This window comes from Pseudomonas sp. MF09156, assembly GCF_059862305.1.
The window spans coordinates 411405-436389 of record NZ_JCBCUR010000001.1 but is presented as its reverse complement, the minus strand read 5'-3'; the positions used below and the strand labels follow the sequence as shown (position 1 = coordinate 436389).

The following is a 24985-nucleotide window of genomic DNA, read 5'->3' as shown; positions in this document are numbered from 1 at the left end:
TATCTTGTTAATCCGCTCGTCACTTGGCTTCCAGAGCCATGACTCGAAATAGCACACCAACATGCCGAGCCATATTGTCAACGCTGGCCGTAGCAAGCTCTGCAATCTCCTCGGTCAACAACACGTTCAAGTTTTCACTCCCCACCACAATCGTCACGCTATCCGCCGGCAGCGGTGAAATATCCAACGTGAACTTCTGCAGCACCCGCGCCGCCGCCGCCTTATACGTCAGCAACTGCCCCGCCACCGAATACACGGCCAACAACGTCCCGCTGGCGAGATAAAACCCGAACTCGCCAATCTCATATTCGCCATCGCCATCAAACAGCGCGGCCATGCGCAGTTGGCGCTGGCCCAGGTCTTCGTAGTCCACAATGGCTACGCGCTGGCGCTCATTGCGCAGGGCGGTTTCGTTGCCGGTGGGGTTGTAGCGGCCGGTGCCGGCGGCGATGTGGGTGATTTCGCCTTTCAAGCCTTGGTTCTTTGCCTGCAGCACTTCATCCAAACCCTTGGAGGTGAAGCGCACCAGGCGCGTGATGTCATCGGTCATGGCTGCGCCCTGAGGTCGTAGTCGTTAATGGTGTAGTGCTGGGCGATGCCCGCACTGTTTAGCCTTGAACTCAATGCGAGTTCCGGCAGCGCGCCCCACAACGACAACTCGCCGTCGCTCAGTGCACGGTGGGCGGCGCCGGTCATCGGCAGCCCACCGAACACTTCGTGCACCAGGGTGATGGTGGCCAGGTCGCGCTCGCTCTTGGCCGCGTTGATGCGGCGGATCAAACGGTTGTGGTCGCCACTGGACCAACTGCGGCCGATGATCGCCTGCACGTCAAAGGTGTAGGGCTGGGCCTGCGGGCGCTGCTGGTACCAGGCCAGAATATTGGGGGTGAATCCCAGGGATTCGACCGCGTGGCTCAACGCCTTGGGTGTGCCGGCCTGGCGCTGGATTTGCCAGGACAGGGCGACCGTGAGGCGTTTTTCGGTTTCGCTGGCAGATGCATTCCATTCGCTGACGCCACGGTCCGCCGCCAGGTAAGGCAGGAACGGCGCGGGCGTTTGCAGCGGGTTCATCAACGCCGGGAATGGCGGGGCGACCCGTTCGAGCAGTCGGCCAAAGCCCAGGTCCAGCGCCTTCTCCAGCGGTGAGCTGTTGGCGGGCAACAGGCTGGGAGATTGTTCAGTCATAAGCTGCGCACCTCCACCTCGACACCCATGCAATACGGGGCCTGGAATGCCGTGGTGATAATCGGCGCCAGCGGTTCGAGAATCTCCAACTGCGCCGCCCCGGCGGTGTGGATGGTGTAGTCGATCCAGCTCGGGTCCACGCGCCCTTCCAGGCAGTGGCAGGATTCGGCATAGGTTTGCAGTAGCTGCTGGGCCGCCACTTGCGTCAGCCCCGAGTCGGGGCCGGCGTTGATCTTGGCCACCACGCGGATCTTGTACGGCACGATCTGCGCGCCCTGCACCGCCACCCAATCGGTTTCCGGACGTACATCGGGCCGGGCGAAATGACGCCGCACCCCTTCAAGCAAATCTGCCGACGGCGTGCCATTGCCGGTACGAGACAGCACGGTGACCATCACTTGCCCAGGTGCGGTGCGCCGGGCGTTGCCGTCCTTGACCTGGGCGGCATAGCCATCCGGGTCGAAGGTATAGCTGACGGTGACCACCCCCGCCGCAGTACCGTGGACTTTCACCACCGGCCGTTCGCCGAGGGTAAAGACCTCGCGCCGATACTGCATGCGCGAACCAGCGGCCGGCGCGTGGGGTGCCAGGTAGTAGCGCAGCCGGGCATCGTCATCGCTTTCGAGGGTCGGCGGCACCGGCGGGAACGCCGCCGGGTCGCCGGGGTCGAGCACCTGGCGCTCCAGGCCCATATCGGCCAGGCGCGCATCCAGGTTGCTGCCGTTGGCCCACCACGCCAGCATCTGCTGGATGCGCGCGTTGTACTTGCGCTCATGGGTTTGCAGGCGCACACAAAACGCCTCCAGGGCCAGGGTCAGCAACTCGCTTTCGTTGTCCAGGCTGACCTTGAGCTTGGCCGCGCTTTGCGGAGCGCGGGCGGCGACATAGTCGACGACAAACGCCTTGAACTGCGCCAGCAACGGCTCGAATTCGTCGACGGCGATCAAGTCGGGCGGCGCCAATTGGTTCTGCCCGGGGATCAACATGCTCATGTCACCACCTCGAAGGATTGCTTGCGGTTTTTCCAGGTCCCGGCAAACCGCAGCAACAGGCCAGCGCCCTGGCGATTGGCGACGATGACTTGCGGATCAAAATCGGCGATGCCGTTCTGTGGGTTGTAAAAAGCCTGGGCGGCGTGGCTTTGGGCGAGGATCAACAGGTCATCGCCCAGGTTCTGCCCCAACAATTGCGGGATCAGCGAACCGTACAGCGGGCGTTTCTGCCGTGTGCCCAAAGGTGTGGTCAGGGCCCGGGTGGCGCGCTGGACAAATTGCGGCCAGTCGTCCACCACGGCCCCGGTGTTTCTCTCTATTCCGATCATGGCAAATCCTTATGCCGTGCTGATAACTCGGCCCTGGTGGTCCACCACCGGGCCACTCAAGTGCACGCCGGACGCATCCAGCAGCAGGCCAACTGCACCGACCTGCACGCTGATGGTTGCGGCGGTCATGACCAAACGGGCGGCGCCCAGACTCATTTCCACCTGCTCGCGGGAGCCACTGAATGCCGTGGGGCCGTTGCTCCAATCCAGTACATGACCGGCGGCGTCGTAGGCGCTTTGCGTGCCGTCCGGGTAACGCCGGCTCGTCAGGCTGGCCACACTGGACAGCGGCGGGAAGCGATCGCTGTTGAGGCCAAACAACGCCACCGACTGCCCGCCGCCCTCGCCGCCACCGTAGTTGAGCAGCAGGCATTGCTCACCCACGGTGGGAATCCGCGTTTCCGTCTGCGCCCCGGCGCTGGGGTTGAAAAAGCGAATCGCCGGGGTCAGCAATTCGCCATGCCTGACCTTGCAGGTATTGCTGGCCGCGTCGACCTCCTGGCACACGCCGATCCGGCAAAAACTCTCGGCGCGCCGATAGAGGTCCTCAAGCTGGGTTTCCATCTGCGCCAGGCGCTCGACGATGGGCGCCAGTTGCAGGCGTAACAGTGCATCGAACATGGGCTACTCCTGCAATGGCCGGTATTGATCGGGGTCGTCGATATTCGACACCTCCCAGGTGCAGGCAAACAGCGGCTTGCCGATAGGGTCATCAAGCAGCGGCGGGCCGAGATAGAGGGTTTGGTTGAAGGACACGGTCCAACTGTCGTAGTGAGTGTCGGCCCCCACCAGGGTCAACGGCAGCGCAACGATATTGACGGGCACATCGCACTGGGCCGCCGGCAACTGCCAACGATTATCCAGCACCAGGTCCATCAGCCGGCTCGCCAGGTCACAGGCATCAAAGGGCTGCGCGCCCTGGGCGGACATGACCTTGAGCGAGATCGACAGCACATGAGCCTTGCGCCCCTCCAGGGAACGGACGCCCGGGCCATTACGCTCGATGGTGATTGCCACGCAGGGTTCATCCGCCGCCAGGATGCCCGGCGGGCTGCCCACCCGTAGCTCGGGAAACGCCGCACGCAGGGCCTGGCCGATGGCTATCGGCAGTTGTGAAGGTTTTTCAATGAGGGTCATGGTGTGGCTTCCTTGCAACGATCACTTTGAGTCCGGGGGCTGGTTGACCCCGATGCGCTTGGCGGCCCAGCGCTCATAAAGGCCGATAGCGACATCGGCGCCGGCCATGGCGGTCAAGCAACCCAGAGCACCGGCCGTCCAGATCGACATGCCGGCGGCGTACAACAGCATCAACGCCGATACCCCGCACACCATGCACGCCCCGGAACGCAGGGCCAGGCGGCGCACCAGTGACCAACCGCGGGCGCCCTCCTTGTCGGCGCGCCACATCTCCCCGGATACACCGCCAATCAGGGCCAGAATAATCACCAGCCAGATAGGCATTTCTGCCAACGCTTGCTGCTCGTTTGTCATGTCACGCCTCCTGGAATGCGTAAAACCGGCAGATGGCCGGTGCTTTGTTAAATAGATGGATGGGGGTGTCGGTAGGCATTCCAAAAAGCCCGGTGGCCCGGGCTTTTCAGTAATGCGGTCCTTGGATCTTTCGGCGCTACTGGCGCGGTACGGATCTTTCCTCGATGTTTTTCCGACCACGATCCCTGTCTGCCGGATAACTGCTTGTGGTGCTTTACGCTGCACACCCGGGTCAGTTGCCAACCCTCTGAACCGTCAAGGCCGGTTCATCGCTGCCTGTTGTAAAACCGTGAAACTAAAGAGCGTCGGCATCCTTGCCGGTGTTGCCTGGCGTCCTTGCCATCACTCGGTGGCGTCCATGCCAGTGTTGCGTGCCTTCCTTGTCTTCCTTGGCAGCATCCCTGCCGCCTCCACCAGGCCTTGTTGGCTGGCTTGAGATGGAGAATATGCATGTATGCATATACAGTCAATGCATAAATGCATTTATATCGCCACCAAAAATGCGTTAACGCATAAAACCCTTATATAGCGGGCACTTGCGGTTTTGCACAGACGAAAAAAAGCCCGCTCGTGGGCGGGCTGTTTCTTACGGAGCGAGGTTAACGGGCGTACATGCCCCACCAGAAAACGTGACCGAGGATGCTGATCTGCTCCTCCTGGATATCCTGGAAGCTATAGTCCTCATCCGGATGCTCGTCACGATTGAAACTGCGCAAGCGAATCCCCGATGGCAGGCGATAGAGCTGTTTGACCCGCAATTGACCGTTGTGATTGATGGCATACAAGTCACCATCCACGATATCGCCGATCCCGCTCTTGCCGGCATTCACCCCCACCGTCGCCCCGTCGCGCAACACCGGCAGCATGCTGTTGCCACGCACCGTCACACACTTGGCCTGGTCGAACTGCACACCGTTATGCCGCAGGCTGCGCTTACCAAAACGCAGGCTGGCCTTCTCGCTTTCCTCGATGACGAATCTTCCTGATCCAGCAGCCAATTCAACCTCGCGCAAAAAGGGGATCGACACCTCGTCATCATTAACGGGCGTGTCGTCGTCCCACAGGCTTATATCCTTGAGCTCCGAATGCATCGGATCGCGTTCATCCTGCCACGCCGACCCCGCGCGCCCGCGCAACTGGTCGGTGCTCACCCGGAAGTAATCGGCGATACGCGAGATGTGCTTGTCCGACGGATCAACGATCTTGCCGCTGAGAATCCGTGACAGAGTGGATTGAGGCACGCCGGTACGCCGGTGAAGCTCCGTGGGGGAGATCCCGTCGCGAGCGAGCAGCTCTCTTAAGACGATAGAAACGTTGCGTTTTTGCATAAATGGGATAGTGACGGGAGTTTTTGGGGTTGGCAAATGCTAATTTGCATATTTTGTGCATGGTGCATGCGGTTGTACCTGGCCGTTTGTGAACTGCGAAGCACTGACCTCACATGTTAACCTTGCCGCCATCGCAAAAAATGCTGGGCCAAGCGCCCCCTTTGCCCCATCACTTTCAACGAATTTGCCTACTACCCAATGAGTAAAAATACGTCCGATCTGTCCTCCCACACCCCAATGATGCAGCAGTACTGGCGCCTGAAAAACCAGCACCCTGATCAGTTGATGTTTTATCGCATGGGCGACTTCTACGAGATCTTCTATGAAGATGCGAAGAAGGCCGCCAAGTTGCTGGATATCACCCTGACCGCGCGCGGGCAGTCGGCTGGGCAGGCGATTCCGATGTGCGGGATTCCCTATCATTCGTTGGAAGGTTACCTGGCCAAGCTGGTCAAGCTGGGTGAGTCGGTGGTGATCTGTGAGCAGATCGGCGACTCGGCGACCAGCAAGGGGCCGGTGGAGCGTCAGGTGGTGCGGATCATTACGCCGGGGACGGTGAGTGATGAGGCGCTGCTGGATGAGCGGCGCGACAATCTGATCGCTGCGGTGCTGGGGGATGAGCGGCTGTTCGGCCTGGCGGTGCTGGATATCACCAGTGGCAATTTCACCGTCCTGGAGATCAAGGGCTGGGAGAACCTGCTGGCGGAGCTGGAGCGCATCAATCCGGTGGAGTTGATGATCCCGGATGATTGGCCCAAGGATCTGCCGGCGGAAAAACGCCGTGGGGCCAAGCGTCGCGCGCCGTGGGATTTTGAGCGCGATTCGGCGCTGAAAAGCCTGTGCCAGCAATTCTCCGTACAGGATCTGAAAGGTTTTGGTTGCGAGACCCTGACCCTGGCCATCGGCGCTGCCGGTTGCCTGCTCAATTATGCGAAGGAAACCCAGCGCACCGCCCTGCCGCATTTACGCAGCCTGCGCCATGAGCGCCTGGACGACACGGTAGTGCTCGATGGTGCCAGCCGGCGCAACCTGGAACTGGACACCAACCTGGCCGGTGGGCGCGACAATACCCTGCAGTCGGTGGTCGACCGTTGCCAGACCGCCATGGGCAGCCGTTTGCTGACCCGTTGGCTGAACCGCCCGCTGCGCGATTTGACCGTGCTGCAGGCTCGCCAGTCTTCTATTACCTGCCTGCTGGACGGCTACCGCTTTGAAAAGCTGCAACCGCAGCTCAAGGAAATTGGCGATATCGAGCGGATTCTCGCGCGGATCGGCCTGCGTAATGCCCGCCCGCGTGACCTGGCGCGCCTGCGTGACGCGCTGGGTGTGCTGCCCGAGCTGCAACAGGCGATGACCGAGCTGGAAGCGCCGCACCTGCAACAACTTGCTGTCACGGCCGGCACTTACCCGGAACTGGCTGCGCTGCTGGAAAAAGCCATTATCGACAACCCGCCCGCGATCATCCGCGACGGCGGCGTGCTGAAGACCGGTTACGACAGTGAGCTGGATGAGCTGCAGGCCTTGAGCGAAAACGCCGGGCAGTTCCTGATCGACCTGGAAGCCCGCGAAAAAGCCCGCACCGGCCTGGCCAACCTGAAGGTCGGCTACAACCGCGTGCACGGCTACTTTATTGAGTTGCCGAGCAAGCAGGCCGAGCAGGCCCCGATTGATTACCAGCGTCGCCAAACCCTTAAAGGTGCCGAGCGCTTTATCACCCCTGAGCTCAAAGAGTTCGAAGACAAGGCCCTGTCGGCCAAGAGCCGCGCCCTGGCCCGGGAAAAAATGCTCTATGAGGCCTTGCTCGAAGACCTGATCGGCCAGCTCGCGCCGTTGCAGGACACCGCTGCGGCCCTGGCCGAGCTGGATGTATTGAGCAACCTTGCCGAGCGCGCGCTGAACCTTGACCTGAACTGCCCGCGTTTTGTCAGCGAGCCGTGCATGCGCATTGTCCAGGGCCGCCATCCGGTGGTGGAGCAAGTGCTGACCACCCCGTTCGTGGCCAACGACCTGTCGCTAGACGACGATACGCGCATGCTGGTGATCACCGGTCCGAACATGGGCGGTAAATCCACCTACATGCGCCAGACCGCATTGATCGTGCTGCTGGCGCATATCGGCAGCTTCGTGCCGGCGGCCAGTTGCGAGTTGTCCCTGGTGGACCGCATCTTCACCCGTATCGGTTCCAGCGATGACCTGGCCGGTGGCCGTTCGACCTTTATGGTGGAAATGAGCGAAACCGCCAATATCCTGCACAACGCCAGCGACCGCAGCCTGGTGCTGATGGATGAAGTGGGGCGCGGCACCAGCACTTTCGACGGCCTGTCGCTGGCCTGGGCGGCCGCCGAGCGCCTGGCACACTTGCGGGCCTATACGCTGTTCGCCACCCACTACTTCGAATTGACCGTGCTGCCGGAAAGCGAGCCATTGGTGGCCAACGTGCATCTCAATGCCACCGAGCACAACGAACGCATCGTGTTCCTGCACCACGTGCTGCCAGGGCCGGCCAGCCAGAGTTACGGCCTGGCCGTGGCCCAGTTGGCCGGTGTGCCGAACGATGTGATCCTGCGCGCCCGCGAGCACCTCAGCCGCCTGGAAACCACCGCCCTGCCCCACGAAACCGTGGTGGCCAGCCCAGCCAAGGCCGCCAGTAAACCGGGTGTGCCGATGCAGAGTGATATGTTCGCCAGCCTGCCTCACCCCGTGCTGGATGAGTTGGCAAAGCTTGACCTGGACGACTTGACTCCACGAAAAGCGTTGGAATTGCTCTATGCACTGAAGACACGGGTCTAACGCAGACGCTTGCAAGCTGATAGAATCTCGCGCGGTTTGGGATGCTGCGGGCTTTTAGCCTGGCCTGCAGACTATCGCTCCCAAACCTCGCGAGCCCTGCCACAAGGGGTTTCGCTGCCGCCGCCTGAGGAGAAAATTAGAAATGACCTTCGTCGTCACCGACAACTGCATCAAGTGCAAGTACACCGACTGCGTAGAAGTGTGTCCGGTGGACTGCTTTTACGAAGGGCCGAACTTCCTGGTAATCCACCCGGATGAGTGCATTGACTGCGCCCTGTGTGAGCCAGAATGCCCGGCCGTTGCGATTTTCTCCGAGGATGAAGTCCCGGCAGAGATGCAGGAATTTATTCAGTTGAACGTCGAGCTGGCGGAAATCTGGCCCAACATCACTGAGCGCAAAGACCCGATGCCGGATGCGGCAGAGTGGGATGGCAAAAAAGGCAAGATCGCAGACCTCGAGCGCTGATCGCGCCGATGTCCTCTAAAAGGCCCCTTGCGGGCCTTTTTGCATTTCTACGGGGTGGATTTCACTTTTCTACGGGCAAAAAAAAGGGGCGGTTTGACCCGCCCACATTTTTCCCTAGTCCCTGTGTTCCTTTTCATCGTCCTGATGAATCGCATCCTGCGAACTTCCCTGAGTCATCGTTCCTTGATGACTGTGTCAATCCGTGGACACAGGGCTGATATTAGAGACTTCCCGAACAAGTTCAACGGGATCCATTCGCAAGCACAACCTGCCACGCTCCTCAAACAGAAATAAATAAACCTTACTTTTCAAATAGTTATAAATATGCACAGGTAATTCGAGACGTCCCGGCGCGGTTAAAAAACCAAACACTTACTCAAAAGTAAGCGAATGCTTACAACGCCCATTAGGAAAATGCACACCCGACCGCCCAAAAGGTTTACGCCAGGCAAGAAAAAGCCCCGACAGGGTCGAGGCTTTTCTGCCTTCAGGCCGATCAGTCGTCGCTGACAGTGATGGTCGGCATTGCCTGGGTGCTGGCTTCCTGCAAGACAATCCGCGCCCCGACGTGACGGGCCAGTTCCTGGTAGATCATGGCGATCTGTCCATCGGGTTCGGCAACTACCGTCGGCCTGCCGCCATCGGCCTGCTCGCGAATGCCCATCGACAGCGGCAACGACGCCAGCAATTCAACATCATATTGGGTGGCGAGCTTTTCGCCGCCGCCTTCACCGAACAAATGCTCGGCGTGACCGCAGTTGGAGCAGATGTGCACCGCCATGTTTTCCACGACGCCCAGCACCGGGATGTTGACCTTGCGGAACATTTCCACGCCTTTGCGCGCATCCAGTAACGCCAGGTCCTGGGGCGTGGTGACGATCACCGAGCCTGCCACCGGTACTTTCTGCGCCAGGGTCAGCTGGATATCGCCAGTGCCTGGTGGCATATCGATCACCAGGTAGTCCAGGTTGCCCCAGTCGGTCTGCATCACCAACTGCATCAAGGCCCCGGATACCATGGGCCCGCGCCACACCATCGGGGTGTTGTCATCGGTGAGGAAGGCCATCGACATCACTTCCACGCCATGGGCCTGGATCGGCACGAACCACTTCTGGTCCTTGATCTTGGGCCGCGAACCTTCGGCGATGCCAAACATCACACCTTGGCTGGGGCCATAGATATCGGCGTCGAGGATGCCCACCCGCGCGCCCTCACGGGCCAGGGCCAGGGCCAGGTTGGCCGCCGTGGTCGACTTGCCCACGCCGCCCTTGCCGGATGCCACGGCCACCACGTTCTTGACGTTGGCCAGGCCCGGGATCTGCGCCTGGGCCTTGTGCGCAGCGATCACGCATTGGATGTCGACCTTGGCCGAGCGCACGCCATCCAGGCCTTCAATGGCCATTTGCAGCATCTGTGCCCAACCACTCTTGAACAGACCTGCGGCGTAGCCCAGTTCAAGCTGGACCGAAACCTGGTCGCCCTGCACATCAATGGCCCGGACACAGCCGGCGCTGACCGGGTCCTGGTTCAGATAGGGGTCGGTGTACTGGCGAAGAACGGCTTCCACCGCTGCGCGATTGACGGCGCTCATGGGCTACTCCCGGAAAAGACAGACTAAAACAGGCGGCTATCCTAACCGTTCCGAGGCGTGAGGGGCATGCTTTCGCGACATTGGAAAACCCTGAAACAGCCTCACGGGGTGAAATAAATTTCCCGGCGCTTTATAGTGGCCGACCTCCGTTTCATCAAGTAGCCGAGCCCCATGTCCGAGCCACGCAAGATCCTCGTCACCAGCGCCCTGCCCTATGCCAATGGTTCCATCCATCTTGGCCATATGCTTGAGTACATCCAGACCGATATGTGGGTGCGCTTCCAGAAGCATCGCGGCAATCAATGCATTTATGTCTGCGCGGACGACGCCCACGGTTCGGCCATCATGTTGCGCGCCGAAAAGGAAGGCATCACCCCGGAACAACTGATCGCCAACGTCCAGGCTGAACACAGCGCCGACTTTGCCGAGTTCCTGGTGGATTTCGACAACTTCCACTCGACCCACGCCGAAGAAAACCGCGAGCTGTCGAGCCAGATCTACCTCAAGCTGCGTGACGCCGGGCACATTGCCACCCGCTCGATCACCCAGTATTTCGACCCGGAAAAGAAAATGTTCCTGGCCGACCGCTTCATCAAGGGCACCTGCCCCAAGTGCGGCACCGAAGACCAGTACGGCGACAACTGCGAAAAATGCGGCGCCACCTACGCGCCAACCGACCTTAAGGATCCGAAGTCGGCGATTTCGGGCGCCACCCCGGTGCTCAAGGACTCCCAGCACTTTTTCTTCAAGCTCCCGGATTTCCAGGAAATGCTGCAAGCCTGGACCCGCAGCGGCACCCTGCAGGACGCCGTAGCCAACAAGATCGCCGAATGGCTGGATGCCGGCCTGCAACAGTGGGACATCTCCCGCGATGCGCCGTATTTCGGCTTCGAGATCCCCGATGAGCCGGGCAAATACTTCTATGTGTGGCTGGACGCGCCGATCGGCTACATGGCCAGCTTCAAGAACCTCTGCGACCGCACGCCAGAGTTGGATTTCGACGCGTTCTGGGGCAAGGACTCCACCGCCGAGCTGTACCACTTCATCGGCAAGGACATTGTCAATTTCCACGCCCTGTTCTGGCCGGCGATGCTCGAAGGTTCGGGCTACCGCAAGCCGACCGGCATCGCCGTACACGGTTACCTGACGGTCAATGGCCAGAAGATGTCCAAGTCCCGTGGCACCTTTATCAAGGCGCGCACCTACCTGGACCACCTGTCGCCGGAGTACCTGCGCTACTACTACGCGTCCAAGCTGGGCCGCGGCGTCGACGACCTGGACCTGAACCTGGAAGACTTCGTGCAGAAGGTCAACTCGGACCTGGTGGGCAAGGTGGTCAACATCGCCAGCCGTTGCGCCGGGTTTATCCACAAGGGCAATGCTGGCGTGATGGTGCCGGTCAACGCCGCACCGGAGCTGACCGATGCCTTCCTGGCCGCCGCGCCAAGCATTGCCGACGCCTATGAAGCCCGCGACTTTGCCCGCGCCATGCGCGAGATCATGGGCCTGGCCGACCGCGCCAACGCCTGGATCGCCGACAAAGCGCCGTGGTCGCTGAACAAGCAGGAAGGCAAGCAGGATGAAGTCCAGGCCATCTGCGCCACCGGCATCAACCTGTTCCGCCAGTTGGTGATCTTCCTCAAGCCGGTGCTGCCGTTGCTGGCCGCTGACGCCGAGGCCTTCCTCAACGTTGCGCCGTTGACCTGGAATGACCACGCCAGCCTGCTCAACAACCATCAGCTCAACGAGTTCAAGCCGCTGATGACCCGTATCGACCCGGTCAAGGTGCAAGCCATGACGGACGCGTCCAAGGAAGACCTGACCGCTAGCCAGACCGACACCGGCGAAGCCGCCCCGGCCGGCAATGGCGAGCTGGCCAAGGATCCGTTGTCGCCGGAAATCGACTTCGACGCCTTCGCCGCTGTGGACCTGCGGGTTGCACTGATCATCAAGGCCGAAGCCGTGGAAGGTGCCGACAAGCTGTTGCGCCTGACCCTGGATATCGGCGACGAGCAACGCAACGTGTTCTCCGGGATCAAGAGTGCCTACCCGGACCCGTCCAAGCTCGATGGTCGACTGACCATGATGATCGCCAACCTCAAGCCACGAAAAATGAAGTTCGGCATCTCCGAGGGCATGGTGATGGCAGCCGGCCCTGGCGGCGAAGAAATCTACCTGCTCAGCCCCGACAGCGGCGCCAAGCCTGGCCAGCGCATCAAGTAACCCGAAGCGCCCTGTCGCGGTGATTGGCCGCGACAGGGCGGTTTGCGCTAGTACCCTCTCCCTGCTTGCCGGATAATCAGGCCCTGTTTGCTTAACCGGCTCGACCATGACCGAACTGCTTGTCGCCCTTCTCTGCGCCGCCCTGATCAGCCATTACCTGCTGCGCCTGGCGCTGCCTGGAGATCCCGGGGTGGAGCGACTGCGGGTACACGCCCTTGGGTTGGCGACCACGCTGTTGATGGTGCTGACGGGTGTTTCGAGCTACCTGCTTGTTCATTTCGTGTTGCAACCCTTGGCGCTGGACGCGTTATGGCTGTTTGCCTATGTGCCCGTGGCAATCCTGTTGAGCCAGCCGTTGCTGAATGGGCTTTCGCGCCACGTGCCCGCCCTGCCCGTCGATGGCTTATGGGTGCCACTGCTGGCTAACGCCGGCGTGCTCAGCGTGGTACTCCTGGGCCCGGGCAACGCCAGCCAACTGATCTACAGCCTGGGCATCGGCCCGGCGTTCTGGCTGACCTTCAGCCTGTTCAGCGATTTGCGCCAGCGAATAGATGAAAACGATATCCCCCAGCCCTTTAAAGGCCTGCCCGTGGACCTGCTCAGTGCCGGGCTGATGGCCGTGGCATTCCTGGGCTTAAACGCAATGATCAAACCATGAGCCTGATTCAACGTATCGACGCCCTGCTGCCCCAAACCCAATGCGGCAAATGCGGGCACCACGGTTGCAGGCCCTACGCCGAAGGCATCGCCCAGGGCGAGGCCATCAACAAGTGCCCGCCGGGCGGCCCCGAAACCATTGCCGAACTGGCGCAGTTGTTGAACCTGGTACCGCTGGAGCTGGACAGTTCCCGTGGTGAAGCCCCGGCGCAGATCGCCTTTATCCGCGAGGCCGAGTGCATCGGCTGCACCAAGTGCATCCAGGCCTGCCCGGTGGATGCGATTGTCGGCGCGGCCAAGCTGATGCATACCGTGATCGTGGATGAATGCACCGGCTGCGACTTGTGTGTGGCTCCCTGCCCGGTGGACTGCATCGACATGCTGCCGCTGCCCCTGGCCGCGGTGCTGCCGATTGTCGCGGGCTACGCGATTACTGCCGAGGAGCGCCAGGCGCGCGGGACCAAGCGTGATCGCGCCCGCCGTCGCTTCGAGCAACGCAACGCAAGGCTGCAACGCGAGGAAGAACACAAGCTGGCGGAGCGCCTGGCCCGCAGCAAACGCCCGGCCCCCATCGTGCAGGCCAATAGCGACCCATTGCAGGCCGCCATCGAACGCATGCGCGCACAAAAAGCCGCAGAGATCGACACAGCGTTAAAAAAAGCCAAGGTCAACCTGGCAATGAGCCGGGCGCAACTGCACAAATCCCTGAAAGCCTTTGGCCATCCGCCGACCTTTGAGCAGCAGTCGCAGTTGATCATCCTGCAGCAGCAGTTTGAGTCCGCCGAACAGGCATTGACCGCCCTCGAAGCGAACGCCCCCACACTGGCGTCCCCCCAGGCCAGTAAAGACCCTGAGCTCAAGCGCGCAAAAATCCAGCTGGCCATGCGTCGCGCCGAGCTGAAAAAGGCCCAGGACGCACTGGCCGATGCAGAGCAACTGACCACACTCGGCGCAGCCCTGGCCGCCGCCGAACGGGTGTTGCACGCAGCCGAAGAAAAATCCGAGCAGCCCCGGCCGGACCTGCAACGTATCGAGAAACGGCCCATCGACCGTCACCTGCGCCAGTTGAAGACCGCCCTGGCCTATGCCCGCGCCGACCTGAGCAAACTTGAGCGCCAGCCCACCAGCAGTGCCGCCGAGCTGACGGATGCCAGGCTGCGCGTGGATGAAGCCCAACGGCAAGTAGATAGTCATGTCAGCGCCTGAGGTGGTTGATCGCCAGCAACACGCCATGCAGCGATTATTGCTGGCCACAACGCCCGGCGTGCTGGTGCTGTTCTGGCTGTATGGCTGGGGCGTGCTGATCAATCTGTTGCTGGCCGGCAGCTGTGCATGGGCCGTCGAAGCCGGTGTGCGCCAAGTGCGCGGCCATGATTCCCGCGACTTGGGCGGCCTGGTCAGCGCGGTGTTGCTGGCCTTGGCGCTACCACCTTATTGCCCGTGGTGGTTATGCCTGGGCGCTGTCAGCGGTGGCTTGCTGTTGGGCAAACACCTGTATGGCGGCAAGCAAAACCCCTTCAACCCGGCCATGCTCGGTTATGCGTTGATGCTGCTGGCCTTTCCCCAGCCAATGACCCATTGGCCGGCGTCCCACGGGCTGGACCTGTTGGCCGGTCTGCAACAAGTGTTCGGCCTGCACGGCGAGACCGCCGATGCCTGGGCCCGGGCCACGGCGTTGGATGCCTTGCGCATCAATAACAGCCTGACTGTCGACGAGCTGTTTGCCCGCCACCCGGCTTTCGGCCAGCTCGCAGGTAAAGGCACTGAGTGGGTGAACCTGGCATTTCTCGCTGGCGGCCTCTATTTACTGCAGCAACGGGTCTTCAGCTGGCATGCGCCGGTGGGTATGCTCGCCAGCCTGTTTGTCATCAGCCTGCTGTGCTGGAACGGATCGGGTTCGGACTCCCATGGCTCGCCGCTGTTTCACCTGCTGACCGGAGCCACTATGCTCGGGGCCTTCTTTATCGTCACCGAGCCGGTGTCGGGTGCAAAAAGTGCGCGGGCACGCTTGTTGTTTGGGGTGGGCGTGGGATTGCTGACCTATCTGGTCCGCACCTGGGGCAGCTACCCCGATGGCGTGGCGTTCGCGGTGCTGATGATGAACCTGGCAGTGCCGGCACTGGAGCGCTGGGCGCGGCCGCAGGCGGTGGAAGCATGAAGCGCACCTCGCAAGCCTTGAGCGTGCTTTTGATCGCCGCCGGCGCGGTAGGCCTGACCCTTGGCCTGCAACAGCTGACCGCCAAGCCCATTGCCGCGCAGCAGCGTGAAATGCAAAGCCGGGCGTTGCTGGATGTACTGCCTGCTGGCAGTTATGACAATCAACCGCTGGAACGCCCCTTGGACGCTACTTCGGCAATGCTGGACAACAGCCAACTGCTGGGAGCTTACCTCGCGACCTTGGCCGGCAAACCCAGCTCCGTGGTGCTGCGCTCCCAGGTCGAGGGTTATGGTGGCCGCATCCAATTGCTAATTGCCATCGACCGCAACGCCAAGCTGCTCGGGGTCAAGACCCTGGCACACACGGAAACGCCCACGCTGGGCGGGCATATCGGCGAACCCGGCAATCCCTGGCTTGCCTCATTCAAGGGGCTGTCGCAGGAAAATCCACAGGCTTGGGCGCTGAAGAAAGACAGTGGCCAGTTCGACCAAATGGCCGGTGCGACCATCACGTCCCGCGCCGTGATCAACGCGATCCACGATGCCCTGCGGTATTTTGACGAGCACCGCCAGGCCCTGCTGGAGCGCACCGACCATGACTAAGCCATTGGTCCTCGGCAACCTGTTGCTGCTGCCGGCGCTGCTGGGTGTCAGTGACACGCCGGCGAGCGCTGCAACGTTCTGGGTTATGTGGGCGCTGATCATGATGCTCCATGGCTGGAGCTGCGGCTGGGTGCGCAATCGCCTCAGTGGCCAGTGGCGGCTGATGGCCAATGTATTACTGGCCACCACCTTGGTCAGTTGCGCCAACCTAGTGGCGCAGGCAGTGGCCTTTGCCCCGTCTACGGGCCTGGGGGCATACCTGGCCTTGATCGGCCTGCAATGCGTGCTGCTTGAGCACGAAGGCCTGTTCGCCGCCCACCAGCGCAGGGCACAACTTAAACTGTTCGCGCTAGTAACCGGGCTACTGGCTGCAATCACCCTCTCGCGCTTGTTACTCGGCAGTAGCATCGCCACCCTCGCCCCCACAGGGTTTATCCTGCTCGGGTTGCTGCTCGCCGGGTGGCAGGCCTGGACCCAACGCCACACACCAAATTGAAGGAACCGCTCGCCCAATGAACGCCGCAAAACGCCTGGAGATCTTTCGTCGGTTTCACGAGGACAACCCCGAGCCCAAGACCGAACTGGCCTACTCATCGCCGTTCGAGTTGCTGATTGCCGTGATCCTGTCTGCGCAATCGACGGATGTAGGCGTCAACAAGGCCACGGCCAAGCTGTTTCCCGTGGCCAACACCCCGGCTGCGATCCATGCCCTGGGGGTCGAAGGGTTGTCGCAGTACATCAAGACCATTGGCCTGTACAACAGCAAGGCGAAAAACGTCATTGAAACCTGCCGACTACTGGTCGAGTTGCATGACGGTGAAGTGCCAGAGACCCGCGAAGCACTTGAAGCCCTGCCCGGCGTTGGCCGCAAGACGGCCAATGTGGTGCTCAATACGGCGTTTCGCCAATTGACCATGGCGGTGGACACCCATATTTTCCGTGTCAGCAACCGCACGGGAATTGCGCCGGGCAAGAATGTGGTGGAGGTCGAAAAGCAATTGATGAAGTTTGTGCCGAAGCCTTACCTGCTCGACTCCCACCACTGGCTGATCCTGCACGGTCGGTATGTGTGCCAGGCCCGCAAGCCGCGCTGTGGCAGCTGCCGCATCGAAGACTTGTGCGAATACAAGGAAAAGACGTCGGACGATTGAGCAATCATTGGTTTTATTGATCAGTCGATTGAAAAAATCTTTTTTACCCGGTGCACGATTGTCGATATAAGGAGCGCCAACGGCAGTCTTAGCCTGGAGTTAACCTTATGAGCACTGGCAAAGAACAACTGGATGTAGAAGAAGACTTTGTGGCCGCAGACACGGACGAGGCAGCCGAGGCGCCTGTAGAAGTTGCCAAGACCAATTTGAGCAAACGCCGCACCATCGACAACCTTCTGGAAGAGCGACGCTTGCAAAAACAGTTGGCCGATTACGATTTCGATCTCTAGCCAAACGATCACACAGAAGCCTCCGCCATGGAGGCTTTTTTCTGCCTGTTGCTCCCTGCTTCTTAAACCAGGCCGTTACGCTGGGCAAGCTCGATCAGGTCCACCAGGGACCGGGCGTTGAGCTTGAGCAGCAAGCGCGTCTTGTACGTGCTCACAGTCTTGTTGCTGAGGAACATGCCATCAGCGATCTCTTTGTTGGTCTTCCCCTGGGCCAGTTGCTGCAGCACCATCATCTCCCGGCCTGAAAGCCGCTCGACCATGTCGGCTTCGCAGGTATTACCCTGGCTGGAACGCACCGAGTTGAGTGCCTGGTTGGGGAAGTAGCTGTAGCCGGACAGCACCGCCTTGATCGCGCTCAGCAACTCGGTCAGATCCTGTTGCTTGCACACGTAGCCAGCCGCGCCCGCGTGCATGCAGCGCATGGAGAAGTGGCCCGGCGCCTGCGACGTCAACACCAATACCTTGAAGGGTTGCGCCTGCTTGGTGGAAGACAGGCGACAAATAACTTCCAAACCGTCAAGTTTGGGGATTCCAATATCCAGGATGACAATATCCGGCATATGCTCCCGCGCTAGTTGCAACGCGTCGACTCCGTTATCGGTCTCTGCAACGACCTCATAACCATGACGTTCCATTAGCATGCGTACAGCAAGGCGAATGACGGGATGATCATCCACGATCAGCACTTTATTCATGGGCAAGTCCAATTTCGCTGTTCGAATTATTCAGAACCAGCACAATAGCCTAGTCGTTTCCTCCTTGGCATAGCACTCCCCCCCAAGTAACGACAAGCAGAGACCCAACCCACAAAGTTATGAGAATAGGCCTACAAAAAAACGCCTATATGGATGTGTGGGTTATTGTTTGGCCTTTCAGAACTTTCCGTGAGCAAACATATTTTGAGCAAAAAAACGCCTGCCAAACCAGCAAAAGTAAACACGACGCACGCCACTTTCAGGAAATGCCCCTTGCCAGGGTTGTACCGGGAGGGACCAATACAGAAAAACACCTCTCGGAAAAGTTCCATGGAAAAATTCACTACTAACCATGTACCGAACCATCTGACAGATAATTCTTAAGATAAAACCAGATACCTGATCCGTCCTACTAATTAACCGAATGAATTTAAACATAAATACTCATATACGGTTAACCTACCAACTTCCAGATACAAAAATCACAAGCAACCCATAATAAACAGCAACACCCTCAACACCAGAAAAAACATTAAACATGATTAAACAACGACGCCCAAAATTACAGTCAAAAAAAATGGCCCCTCATTCGAGGGACCACTTTTTATCCAGCCTGGACGACATCAGAACAACTTGCGGCCCTTGTTGGCCGCAATGCGCATGCGCAGAGCGTTGAGCTTGATGAAGCCAGCGGCGTCGGCCTGGTTGTAGGCGCCGCCATCTTCTTCAAAGGTCGCGATGTTGGCGTCGAACAGCGACTCATCGGACTTGCGACCGGTGACAATCACGTTGCCCTTGTACAGCTTCAGGCGCACAACGCCGTTCACATGGACCTGGGACGCGTCGATCATCTGTTGCAGCATCAGGCGCTCAGGGCTCCACCAGTAGCCGGTGTAGATCAGGCTGGCGTACTTGGGCATCAGCTCGTCCTTGAGATGAGCTACTTCACGGTCCAAGGTGATGGACTCGATGGCGCGGTGAGCGCGCAGCATGATGGTGCCACCCGGGGTTTCGTAGCAGCCACGGGACTTCATGCCCACGTAGCGGTTTTCGACGATATCCAGACGACCGATACCGTGCTCGCCACCGATACGGTTCAGGGTCGCCAGTACGGTGGCCGGAGTCATTTCGACACCGTCCAGCGCAACGATGTCGCCGTTGCGGTAGGTCAGTTCCAGGTATTGCGGCTTGTCAGGAGCGTTCTCCGGGGAGACGGTCCATTTCCACATGTCTTCTTCGTGCTCGGTCCAGGTGTCTTCCAGTACGCCGCCTTCATAGGAGATGTGCAGGAGGTTGGCATCCATCGAGTACGGGGACTTTTTCTTACCGTGGCGCTCGATCGGGATGGCGTGCTTTTCAGCGTAATCCATCAGCTTTTCACGGGACAGCAGGTCCCACTCACGCCAAGGAGCAATCACTTTCACGCCTGGCTTCAAGGCATAGGCGCCCAGTTCGAAACGCACCTGGTCGTTGCCCTTGCCGGTGGCACCATGGGAAATGGCGTCTGCGCCGGTTTCATTGGCAATTTCGATCAGGCGCTTGGCGATCAGAGGACGTGCGATGGAAGTACCCAGCAGGTACTCGCCTTCGTAGACGGTGTTGGCGCGAAACATCGGGAAAACGAAATCGCGGACGAATTCTTCGCGCAGGTCGTCAATGTAGATCTCTTTGACGCCCATGGCTTGCGCCTTGGCTCGTGCAGGTTCGACCTCTTCGCCCTGACCCAGGTCAGCGGTAAAGGTCACCACTTCACAGTTATAAGTATCCTGCAGCCACTTGAGGATCACCGAAGTGTCCAGGCCGCCGGAATACGCGAGAACGACCTTGTTTACGTCGGCCATGCCATCACTCCACGGGGTTTTACGGAAAGGCGTCGATTCTACCGATCAAAACCGTGAAATTACAGGGGCGCGACAGCAAATGAAGATAAAGCGACAGATTATGTCGGGCGAGCGACGAATGGCCGCACCTAAGAGGTCGCTGCTGCGTTCGCCGGACCCGCAGCCTGAGGCGCCGGCTTTTCTGGGGCGGGCACGCGGTCGAGGTGGATATTCACCCGTCGGTTCTTCGCCCGGTTGGCAGGATTGGTATTGGGTACCAGTGGATAACGTTCACCGTGGAAACGCAGCACGATCTGCGACTCGGGGATGCCGTTGGCCTTGAAGAAGTCCATCACGGCCAAGCCTCGGCGTCGGGACAGGTCACGATTGGTCAGGCGGTTGCCGCTGTTGTCCGAGTGGCCGTCCAGCTCGATATGGTTGACCGTAGGGTCGGCCTTGATGAACTCAAGCATCACCATCAACTTGGCCTTGGCGGCTGGGTCCAGGTCGATGCCGCCGCCCGGAAAGCCGACTTCAGCCTGCTTGACCTGCTCGAAGTTCATCGGCAGCAACTTCGCGGTACACAACTGGTAGTCGCTGTAGGCCTTGTTAAAGCGTACCGGCAGCAGGCGGATCTCCGAATAACCGCCATCCCGCGAATAGTGGCGCACGGTCGGGCTGCGGCCATCGAGCAAGCCATTGAACAGGCGCCCGGCCTGGGGCTGGGAACTGTTGAACAGCACATCACCACTGCCGGCCCGCACGGCGCCGAGGTTGATATCACCGCGCCCAGGCTGCCACGGCGCGGCCGCCGCCAATAGTGTTGCAGAGCCGACGCCCAACGCACCGTTGTAGGCTTTCAAACGAAATGTCGCCTGCTCGCCGGCCCGGCGCACGAACTCACCCGAACCAAAATCGGCAATCGGCTGGCTCAAGCGGCACTCGAACTTGTCGCCTTCCACCTTCCACTCAATATTTTCCAGGCGCGTCTGGAACGTCAGGGCCATCGCGGGCAGGCTGGCGAACACGCTGAGCAGGGCTAGATATTGCTGGCGCACGGGCGGCTCCACTGGTTTCTACAACACAACAAGGCGTCATACATCGTTAAGGCATACCCAGGGATATCGGTCGCGTCCTGCAAAACTTGATAGCGAGTGCCTGCAAGAGTCTTTTCCGGTAGCATTCCCACCAGATTGACCCGCCTGGAATCCCCAATGTCCGACCGCCTGACCCTGCTGCGTCCCGACGACTGGCATATTCATCTTCGCGATGGTGCTGCGTTGCCCCAAACCGTGGCCGATGTTGCGCGCACGTTTGGCCGCGCCATCATCATGCCTAACCTGGTACCTCCGGTGCGCAATGCCGCAGAAGCCGACGCCTATCGCCAGCGCATCCTCGCTGCGCGGCCGGCCGGCAGCCGCTTCGAACCGTTGATGGTGCTCTACCTGACCGACCGCACCCAGCCCGCCGAAATCCGCGAGGCCAAGGCCAGCGGTTTCGTACACGCCGCCAAGCTGTATCCGGCCGGCGCCACGACCAACTCCGACTCAGGCGTGACCAGTATCGACAAGATCCTGCCCGCCATCGAAGCCATGGCCGAAGTGGGCATGCCGCTGCTGATCCACGGTGAAGTCACCCGTGGCGATGTCGATGTGTTCGACCGCGAGAAGATCTTCATCGACGAACACATGCGCCGTGTGGTCGAACTGTTCCCGACCCTCAAGGTGGTGTTCGAGCACATCACCACCGCAGACGCCGTGCAGTTCGTCACCGAGGCGTCGGCCAACGTCGGCGCGACCATCACCGCGCATCACCTGCTGTACAACCGCAACCACATGCTGGTGGGCGGGATCCGGCCGCACTTCTATTGCCTGCCGATCCTCAAGCGCAACACCCACCAGGTGGCGTTGCTCGATGCGGCTACCAGTGGCAATGCGAAGTTCTTCCTCGGCACCGACTCGGCGCCCCACGCCCAGCACGCCAAGGAAGCGGCCTGCGGCTGTGCCGGCTGCTACACCGCTTATGCGGCGATCGAGCTGTACGCCGAGGCCTTCGAGGCGCGTAACGCCCTGGACAAACTCGAGGCTTTCGCCAGCCTCAATGGCCCGCGTTTCTACGGCCTGCCGGCGAATACCGACCGTATTACCCTGGTCCGTGAAGACTGGACCGCCCCCACCAGCCTGCCATTTGGCGAGCTGACCGTTATCCCGCTGCGCGCCGGTGAAACACTGCGCTGGCGCCTGCTGGAGGAACACAAGTGAGTGAAGACCATTACGACGACGAACAGGAACACGGTGGCGGCGGTTCGCGCCATCCGATGGCCGAGCGTTTTCGCGGCTATCTGCCTGTCGTTATCGACGTAGAAACCGGCGGCTTCAATTGCGCTACCGATGCGCTGCTGGAAATTGCAGCAACCACCATCGGCATGGACGAACAGGGCTTTGTGTATCCAGAACACACCCATTTCTTCCGCGTCGAGCCGTTTGAAGGCGCCAACATCGAAGCCGCAGCCCTGGAATTCACTGGGATCAAGCTCGACCATCCGTTGCGCATGGCCGTTAGCGAAGAAGCGGCATTGACCGATATCTTCCGTGGCGTACGCAAGGCCTTGAAGGCCAACGGCTGCAAACGCGCGATCCTGGTCGGCCACAACAGCAGCTTCGACCTGGGCTTCCTCAACGCCGCCGTGGCGCGCCTGGACATGAAGCGCAACCCGTTTCACCCGTTCTCCAGCTTTGACACCGCCACCCTGGCTGGCCTGGCTTATGGCCAGACCGTACTGGCCAAGGCGTGCCAGGCAGCCGGTATCGACTTCGACGGTCGCGAGGCCCACTCAGCTCGCTACGACACCGAGAAGACTGCCGATCTGTTCTGCGGCATCGTCAACCGCTGGAAGCAGATGGGCGGCTGGGAAGATTTCAGCGACTGATTGAATCGCCAAATCCCACGCATAAAAAAACCGGCCCTCTCAGGCCGGTTTTTTTTCACCGCGAACCTGGCTTACAGCTTGCCAGCGTTCTCGGTCAGGTAAGCCGCAACGCCTGCTGGCGAAGCGTTCATGCCTTTGTCGCCTTTTTTCCAGTTGGCTGGGCAGACTTCGCCGTGCTCTTCGTGGAATTGCAGAGCGTCGACCAGGCGGATCAGCTCTTCCATGTTACGGCCCAGCGGCAGGTCGTTGATGATCTGCGAGCGCACAACGCCCTTGTCGTCGATCAGGAACGCGCCACGGAAAGCCACGCCGCCTTCGGACTCAACGTCGTAGGCCTTGGCGATGTCGTGCTTCATGTCGGCAGCCATGGTGTATTTGACTTTGCCGATGCCGCCATCATTGATAGCGGTGTTGCGCCAGGCGTTGTGGGTGAAATGGGAGTCGATGGAAACGGCGACCACTTCAACGTTACGCGCCTTGAAATCGTCCATGCGGTGATCCAGGGCGATCAGCTCGGACGGGCAGACGAAGGTGAAGTCCAGCGGATAGAAGAACACCAGGCCGTATTTGCCTTTGATGGCTTCAGACAGCTTGAAGCTATCAACGATTTCGCCATTGCCGAGGACGGCTGGGACGTCGAAATCCGGGGCTTGTTTGCCGACGAGTACGCTCATTGGTTATCTCCTGATGGTAATTGAAGTAAATGGACCGCCCTTGAGTCTGCCGCGAATTGACGACAGGCCTGTGACGCGATCACGCTTCGTAAAGACCGACCATCATACCTGAAAAAAGCCGTTCGTCAGTGTGGGGGCCAGGGCGGGCAACGGTTTGAGAAAGCACTTTGACAATCATTCTCGTTAACATTAAGATCCATCGCACTTAAGCCTTAAACCGCGATGGTTCTCCCTTATGTATGTCTGCCTCTGCACTGGCGTCACCGACGGACAAATCCGCGAAGCGATCTATGAAGGTTGCTGCAGCTACAAGGAAGTGCGTGAAACCACCGGCGTTGCCAGCCAATGTGGCAAATGTGCCTGCCTTGCCAAGCAAGTGGTACGGGAAACCCTGACAAAACTGCAGGTAGCCCAGGCGGCGATCCCCTACTCGGCAGAATTTACACACGCCTGAAACAGCCTATTTTAAAGAACCGGACTTAGTGTCCGGTTTTTTTATGCCTGTAATTCAAATAGTTAGGGCCAAGACGCGGAACACAAACATTCTTATTCCGATTAATTTTCATTTATTATTCAATAACTTAGGTTTGACACCAGTAATTGCGCAGCTCAAACTCCGCCCTATATACAACGAACACAGGGCAGGACCCCAATCATGAAAGGCGACATCTCAGTCATCCAGCAACTCAACAAAATCCTTGCCAATGAACTGGTCGCGATCAATCAGTACTTCCTGCATGCACGCATGTATGACGATTGGGGTCTGGAAAAGCTCGGCAAGCGTGAGTACAAGGAATCGATCAAGGCCATGAAGGACGCAGACGCGCTGATCAAGCGCATCCTGTTCCTCGAAGGCCTGCCGAACGTCCAGGACCTGGGCAAGCTGAACATCGGCGAGCACACCCTGGAAATGCTCAACAGCGACCTGGGCTTCGAACGCAAGAGCCATGCCGACCTCAAGGCCGCCATCGCCCATTGCGAAACCAAGGGCGACTTCGGCAGCCGCGAACTGCTGGAAGACATCCTCGAAGACCAGGAAGAACATATCGACTGGCTGGAAACCCAAGTTGGCCTGATCGACAAAGTGACCCTGGAGAACTACCTGCAATCGCAAATGGGTGAATAACCCATCGCCTGCCGGTAAACATCAGGCACAAAAAAGCCCCGCTCTCGAATGAGAAGCGGGGCTTTTTATTGCGCGCCGATTACGCTTCGGTCTTGGCCGCCGCTTTTTCAGCAGCATCCTTGATCAGCGTTTGCAACGAACCATCAGCCGCCATTTCGGTGATGATGTCGCTACCGCCGACCAGCTCACCGGCCACCCACAGTTGTGGGAAAGTAGGCCAGTTGGCGTACTTGGGCAGATTGGCGCGGATTTCCGGGTTTTGCAGGATATCGACGTAAGCGAACTTTTCGCCACACTGCATGACAGCCTGGGAGGCCTTCGCGGAGAAGCCGCACTGCGGGGCATTCGGCGCGCCCTTCATGTAAAGCAGAATGGTGTTGTTAGCAATCTGCTCTTTAATCGTTTCGATGATATCCATGGAACACCTCGGCTGGAACTTTGCGACTCACAGGTCGGCACGGTGGCGCATTGTAACGCAAAATCCCAGC

At 59.8% G+C, this 24985-nt stretch carries 28 protein-coding genes; 14 read left to right on the top strand and 14 right to left on the bottom strand.

All coding sequences use genetic code 11. From position 1 onward, the window contains the following. Positions 1-19 precede the first annotated feature (19 nt). The 8 genes from AC19YY_RS01965 to AC19YY_RS01930 all read right to left on the bottom strand — a co-directional run bounded on the left by AC19YY_RS01965 (position 20) and on the right by AC19YY_RS01930 (position 5325). Positions 20-550 (bottom strand): phage tail-collar fiber domain-containing protein, encoded by a 531-nt coding sequence (locus AC19YY_RS01965; RefSeq protein ID WP_057958619.1) that lies wholly within the window; start codon positions 548-550, stop codon positions 20-22. After that, positions 547-1185: a phage tail protein I gene (locus AC19YY_RS01960; RefSeq protein WP_169954578.1), complete on the bottom strand. Its 639-nt coding sequence runs from the start codon at positions 1183-1185 to the stop codon at positions 547-549. Before AC19YY_RS01960 ends, AC19YY_RS01965 begins: the two co-directional genes overlap by 4 nt. Then, positions 1182-2177: a baseplate J/gp47 family protein gene (locus tag AC19YY_RS01955; protein WP_169954577.1), complete on the bottom strand. Its 996-nt coding sequence runs from the start codon at positions 2175-2177 to the stop codon at positions 1182-1184. The genes AC19YY_RS01960 and AC19YY_RS01955 overlap by 4 nt, the downstream gene beginning before the upstream one ends. Next, entirely contained in the window at positions 2174-2506 is a 333-nt protein-coding gene (locus AC19YY_RS01950; RefSeq protein WP_057439347.1) for a hypothetical protein, read from the bottom strand. Before AC19YY_RS01950 ends, AC19YY_RS01955 begins: the two co-directional genes overlap by 4 nt. Positions 2507-2515: 9 nt before the next feature. Continuing rightward, positions 2516-3127, bottom strand: a complete 612-nt coding sequence (locus AC19YY_RS01945) for a phage baseplate assembly protein V (RefSeq protein ID WP_169954576.1) — start codon at positions 3125-3127, stop codon at positions 2516-2518. A 3-nt stretch (positions 3128-3130) separates the two neighbouring features. Next, entirely contained in the window at positions 3131-3643 is a 513-nt protein-coding gene (locus tag AC19YY_RS01940) for a hypothetical protein (RefSeq protein ID WP_169954575.1), read from the bottom strand. A gap of 21 nt (positions 3644-3664) precedes the next feature. Next, entirely contained in the window at positions 3665-3997 is a 333-nt protein-coding gene (locus AC19YY_RS01935; protein WP_032858418.1) for a phage holin family protein, read from the bottom strand. Positions 3998-4596: 599 nt separating this feature from the next. Next, positions 4597-5325, bottom strand: a complete 729-nt coding sequence (locus AC19YY_RS01930) for a LexA family transcriptional regulator (RefSeq protein ID WP_170056811.1) — start codon at positions 5323-5325, stop codon at positions 4597-4599. A gap of 198 nt (positions 5326-5523) precedes the next feature. Between AC19YY_RS01930 and mutS the strand changes: the two genes are divergently transcribed. Both mutS and fdxA read left to right on the top strand, forming a co-directional pair. Next, the gene (gene mutS, locus AC19YY_RS01925; RefSeq protein WP_500603809.1) at positions 5524-8115 is read left to right on the top strand and encodes a DNA mismatch repair protein MutS; all 2592 of its coding nucleotides are present in this window, start codon (positions 5524-5526) and stop codon (positions 8113-8115) included. 142 nt (positions 8116-8257) lie between these two features. Beyond that, positions 8258-8581, top strand: coding sequence for a ferredoxin FdxA (fdxA, locus tag AC19YY_RS01920; RefSeq protein ID WP_003208688.1), 324 nt, complete (start codon positions 8258-8260; stop codon positions 8579-8581). Between the two features lie 496 nt (positions 8582-9077). Here fdxA and apbC read toward each other — a convergent pair whose 3' ends face one another. Further along, the gene (gene apbC / locus AC19YY_RS01915) at positions 9078-10172 is read right to left on the bottom strand and encodes an iron-sulfur cluster carrier protein ApbC (RefSeq protein ID WP_169954435.1); all 1095 of its coding nucleotides are present in this window, start codon (positions 10170-10172) and stop codon (positions 9078-9080) included. Between the two features lie 171 nt (positions 10173-10343). Here apbC and metG point away from each other — a divergent pair, with 171 nt between their 5' ends. From metG to AC19YY_RS01875, 8 genes are all read left to right on the top strand, one after another. Next, positions 10344-12395 (top strand): methionine--tRNA ligase, encoded by a 2052-nt coding sequence (gene metG, locus AC19YY_RS01910; protein ID WP_169954436.1) that lies wholly within the window; start codon positions 10344-10346, stop codon positions 12393-12395. Positions 12396-12501: 106 nt separating this feature from the next. Continuing rightward, positions 12502-13053 carry an Rnf-Nqr domain containing protein gene (locus AC19YY_RS01905; protein ID WP_170041838.1) on the top strand — a complete coding sequence of 184 codons (552 nt, stop codon included), beginning with the start codon at positions 12502-12504 and terminating at the stop codon, positions 13051-13053. Next, positions 13050-14258, top strand: coding sequence for an electron transport complex subunit RsxB (gene rsxB, locus AC19YY_RS01900; protein ID WP_500603808.1), 1209 nt, complete (start codon positions 13050-13052; stop codon positions 14256-14258). The genes AC19YY_RS01905 and rsxB overlap by 4 nt, the downstream gene beginning before the upstream one ends. After that, positions 14245-15210 (top strand): RnfABCDGE type electron transport complex subunit D, encoded by a 966-nt coding sequence (locus AC19YY_RS01895; protein ID WP_500603807.1) that lies wholly within the window; start codon positions 14245-14247, stop codon positions 15208-15210. The genes rsxB and AC19YY_RS01895 overlap by 14 nt, the downstream gene beginning before the upstream one ends. Further along, entirely contained in the window at positions 15207-15812 is a 606-nt protein-coding gene (locus AC19YY_RS01890) for an RnfABCDGE type electron transport complex subunit G (RefSeq protein ID WP_500603806.1), read from the top strand. Before AC19YY_RS01895 ends, AC19YY_RS01890 begins: the two co-directional genes overlap by 4 nt. Continuing rightward, complete coding sequence (locus AC19YY_RS01885) at positions 15805-16308, top strand: Rnf-Nqr domain containing protein (RefSeq protein ID WP_500603805.1); 504 nt, start codon at positions 15805-15807, stop codon at positions 16306-16308. Before AC19YY_RS01890 ends, AC19YY_RS01885 begins: the two co-directional genes overlap by 8 nt. Before the next feature lie 16 nt (positions 16309-16324). Further along, positions 16325-16963: an endonuclease III gene (gene nth, locus AC19YY_RS01880; RefSeq protein ID WP_170041834.1), complete on the top strand. Its 639-nt coding sequence runs from the start codon at positions 16325-16327 to the stop codon at positions 16961-16963. Positions 16964-17070: 107 nt separating this feature from the next. Then, a complete protein-coding gene (locus AC19YY_RS01875) occupies positions 17071-17253 on the top strand; it encodes a PA3496 family putative envelope integrity protein (RefSeq protein WP_169954443.1) in 183 nt (60 codons plus the stop codon). Between the two features lie 62 nt (positions 17254-17315). On the opposite strand, the gene AC19YY_RS01870 is transcribed toward AC19YY_RS01875, so the two are convergent. The 3 genes from AC19YY_RS01870 to AC19YY_RS01860 all read right to left on the bottom strand — a co-directional run bounded on the left by AC19YY_RS01870 (position 17316) and on the right by AC19YY_RS01860 (position 20826). Continuing rightward, positions 17316-17948, bottom strand: coding sequence for a response regulator transcription factor (locus tag AC19YY_RS01870; RefSeq protein ID WP_169954444.1), 633 nt, complete (start codon positions 17946-17948; stop codon positions 17316-17318). A gap of 623 nt (positions 17949-18571) precedes the next feature. Beyond that, a complete protein-coding gene (locus AC19YY_RS01865; protein WP_029295244.1) occupies positions 18572-19789 on the bottom strand; it encodes an argininosuccinate synthase in 1218 nt (405 codons plus the stop codon). Between the two features lie 128 nt (positions 19790-19917). Further along, entirely contained in the window at positions 19918-20826 is a 909-nt protein-coding gene (locus AC19YY_RS01860) for a flagellar protein MotY (protein ID WP_500603804.1), read from the bottom strand. A gap of 156 nt (positions 20827-20982) precedes the next feature. Here AC19YY_RS01860 and pyrC point away from each other — a divergent pair, with 156 nt between their 5' ends. Next, positions 20983-22029, top strand: coding sequence for a dihydroorotase (gene pyrC / locus AC19YY_RS01855; protein WP_500603803.1), 1047 nt, complete (start codon positions 20983-20985; stop codon positions 22027-22029). Continuing rightward, a complete protein-coding gene (rnt, locus tag AC19YY_RS01850; protein ID WP_029295237.1) occupies positions 22026-22697 on the top strand; it encodes a ribonuclease T in 672 nt (223 codons plus the stop codon). The genes pyrC and rnt overlap by 4 nt, the downstream gene beginning before the upstream one ends. Positions 22698-22768: 71 nt before the next feature. On the opposite strand, the gene AC19YY_RS01845 is transcribed toward rnt, so the two are convergent. Continuing rightward, a complete protein-coding gene (locus tag AC19YY_RS01845; protein ID WP_032858443.1) occupies positions 22769-23371 on the bottom strand; it encodes a peroxiredoxin in 603 nt (200 codons plus the stop codon). A gap of 235 nt (positions 23372-23606) precedes the next feature. Between AC19YY_RS01845 and AC19YY_RS01840 the strand changes: the two genes are divergently transcribed. After that, positions 23607-23825, top strand: a complete 219-nt coding sequence (locus tag AC19YY_RS01840) for a bacterioferritin-associated ferredoxin (RefSeq protein ID WP_038442994.1) — start codon at positions 23607-23609, stop codon at positions 23823-23825. Positions 23826-24026: 201 nt separating this feature from the next. Continuing rightward, complete coding sequence (bfr, locus tag AC19YY_RS01835) at positions 24027-24497, top strand: bacterioferritin (protein WP_038442996.1); 471 nt, start codon at positions 24027-24029, stop codon at positions 24495-24497. 79 nt (positions 24498-24576) lie between these two features. On the opposite strand, the gene grxD is transcribed toward bfr, so the two are convergent. Beyond that, positions 24577-24915 (bottom strand): Grx4 family monothiol glutaredoxin, encoded by a 339-nt coding sequence (gene grxD / locus AC19YY_RS01830; protein ID WP_172312015.1) that lies wholly within the window; start codon positions 24913-24915, stop codon positions 24577-24579. Positions 24916-24985 lie beyond the last annotated feature (70 nt).

Excerpts from the sequence above, each read along its gene's own strand:
- apbC (WP_169954435.1), bottom strand. The coding sequence starts at position 10,172 with ATGAGCGCCGTCAATCGCGCAGCGGTGGAAGCCGTTCTTCGCCAGTAC.
- AC19YY_RS01960 (WP_169954578.1), bottom strand. The coding sequence starts at position 1,185 with ATGACTGAACAATCTCCCAGCCTGTTGCCCGCCAACAGCTCACCGCTG.
- AC19YY_RS01945 (WP_169954576.1), bottom strand. The coding sequence starts at position 3,127 with ATGTTCGATGCACTGTTACGCCTGCAACTGGCGCCCATCGTCGAGCGC.
- AC19YY_RS01875 (WP_169954443.1), top strand. The coding sequence starts at position 17,071 with ATGAGCACTGGCAAAGAACAACTGGATGTAGAAGAAGACTTTGTGGCC.
- AC19YY_RS01895 (WP_500603807.1), top strand. The coding sequence starts at position 14,245 with ATGTCAGCGCCTGAGGTGGTTGATCGCCAGCAACACGCCATGCAGCGA.
- AC19YY_RS01845 (WP_032858443.1), bottom strand. The coding sequence starts at position 23,371 with ATGAGCGTACTCGTCGGCAAACAAGCCCCGGATTTCGACGTCCCAGCC.
- AC19YY_RS01890 (WP_500603806.1), top strand. The coding sequence starts at position 15,207 with ATGAAGCGCACCTCGCAAGCCTTGAGCGTGCTTTTGATCGCCGCCGGC.
- AC19YY_RS01940 (WP_169954575.1), bottom strand. The coding sequence starts at position 3,643 with ATGACCCTCATTGAAAAACCTTCACAACTGCCGATAGCCATCGGCCAG.
- grxD (WP_172312015.1), bottom strand. The coding sequence starts at position 24,915 with ATGGATATCATCGAAACGATTAAAGAGCAGATTGCTAACAACACCATT.
- AC19YY_RS01930 (WP_170056811.1), bottom strand. The coding sequence starts at position 5,325 with ATGCAAAAACGCAACGTTTCTATCGTCTTAAGAGAGCTGCTCGCTCGC.
- AC19YY_RS01885 (WP_500603805.1), top strand. The coding sequence starts at position 15,805 with ATGACTAAGCCATTGGTCCTCGGCAACCTGTTGCTGCTGCCGGCGCTG.
- AC19YY_RS01955 (WP_169954577.1), bottom strand. The coding sequence starts at position 2,177 with ATGAGCATGTTGATCCCCGGGCAGAACCAATTGGCGCCGCCCGACTTG.
- bfr (WP_038442996.1), top strand. The coding sequence starts at position 24,027 with ATGAAAGGCGACATCTCAGTCATCCAGCAACTCAACAAAATCCTTGCC.
- AC19YY_RS01965 (WP_057958619.1), bottom strand. The coding sequence starts at position 550 with ATGACCGATGACATCACGCGCCTGGTGCGCTTCACCTCCAAGGGTTTG.
- AC19YY_RS01865 (WP_029295244.1), bottom strand. The coding sequence starts at position 19,789 with ATGGCCGACGTAAACAAGGTCGTTCTCGCGTATTCCGGCGGCCTGGAC.
- metG (WP_169954436.1), top strand. The coding sequence starts at position 10,344 with ATGTCCGAGCCACGCAAGATCCTCGTCACCAGCGCCCTGCCCTATGCC.
- rsxB (WP_500603808.1), top strand. The coding sequence starts at position 13,050 with ATGAGCCTGATTCAACGTATCGACGCCCTGCTGCCCCAAACCCAATGC.
- mutS (WP_500603809.1), top strand. The coding sequence starts at position 5,524 with ATGAGTAAAAATACGTCCGATCTGTCCTCCCACACCCCAATGATGCAG.
- AC19YY_RS01840 (WP_038442994.1), top strand. The coding sequence starts at position 23,607 with ATGTATGTCTGCCTCTGCACTGGCGTCACCGACGGACAAATCCGCGAA.
- AC19YY_RS01870 (WP_169954444.1), bottom strand. The coding sequence starts at position 17,948 with ATGAATAAAGTGCTGATCGTGGATGATCATCCCGTCATTCGCCTTGCT.
- pyrC (WP_500603803.1), top strand. The coding sequence starts at position 20,983 with ATGTCCGACCGCCTGACCCTGCTGCGTCCCGACGACTGGCATATTCAT.
- AC19YY_RS01950 (WP_057439347.1), bottom strand. The coding sequence starts at position 2,506 with ATGATCGGAATAGAGAGAAACACCGGGGCCGTGGTGGACGACTGGCCG.
- AC19YY_RS01935 (WP_032858418.1), bottom strand. The coding sequence starts at position 3,997 with ATGACAAACGAGCAGCAAGCGTTGGCAGAAATGCCTATCTGGCTGGTG.
- nth (WP_170041834.1), top strand. The coding sequence starts at position 16,325 with ATGAACGCCGCAAAACGCCTGGAGATCTTTCGTCGGTTTCACGAGGAC.
- fdxA (WP_003208688.1), top strand. The coding sequence starts at position 8,258 with ATGACCTTCGTCGTCACCGACAACTGCATCAAGTGCAAGTACACCGAC.
- AC19YY_RS01905 (WP_170041838.1), top strand. The coding sequence starts at position 12,502 with ATGACCGAACTGCTTGTCGCCCTTCTCTGCGCCGCCCTGATCAGCCAT.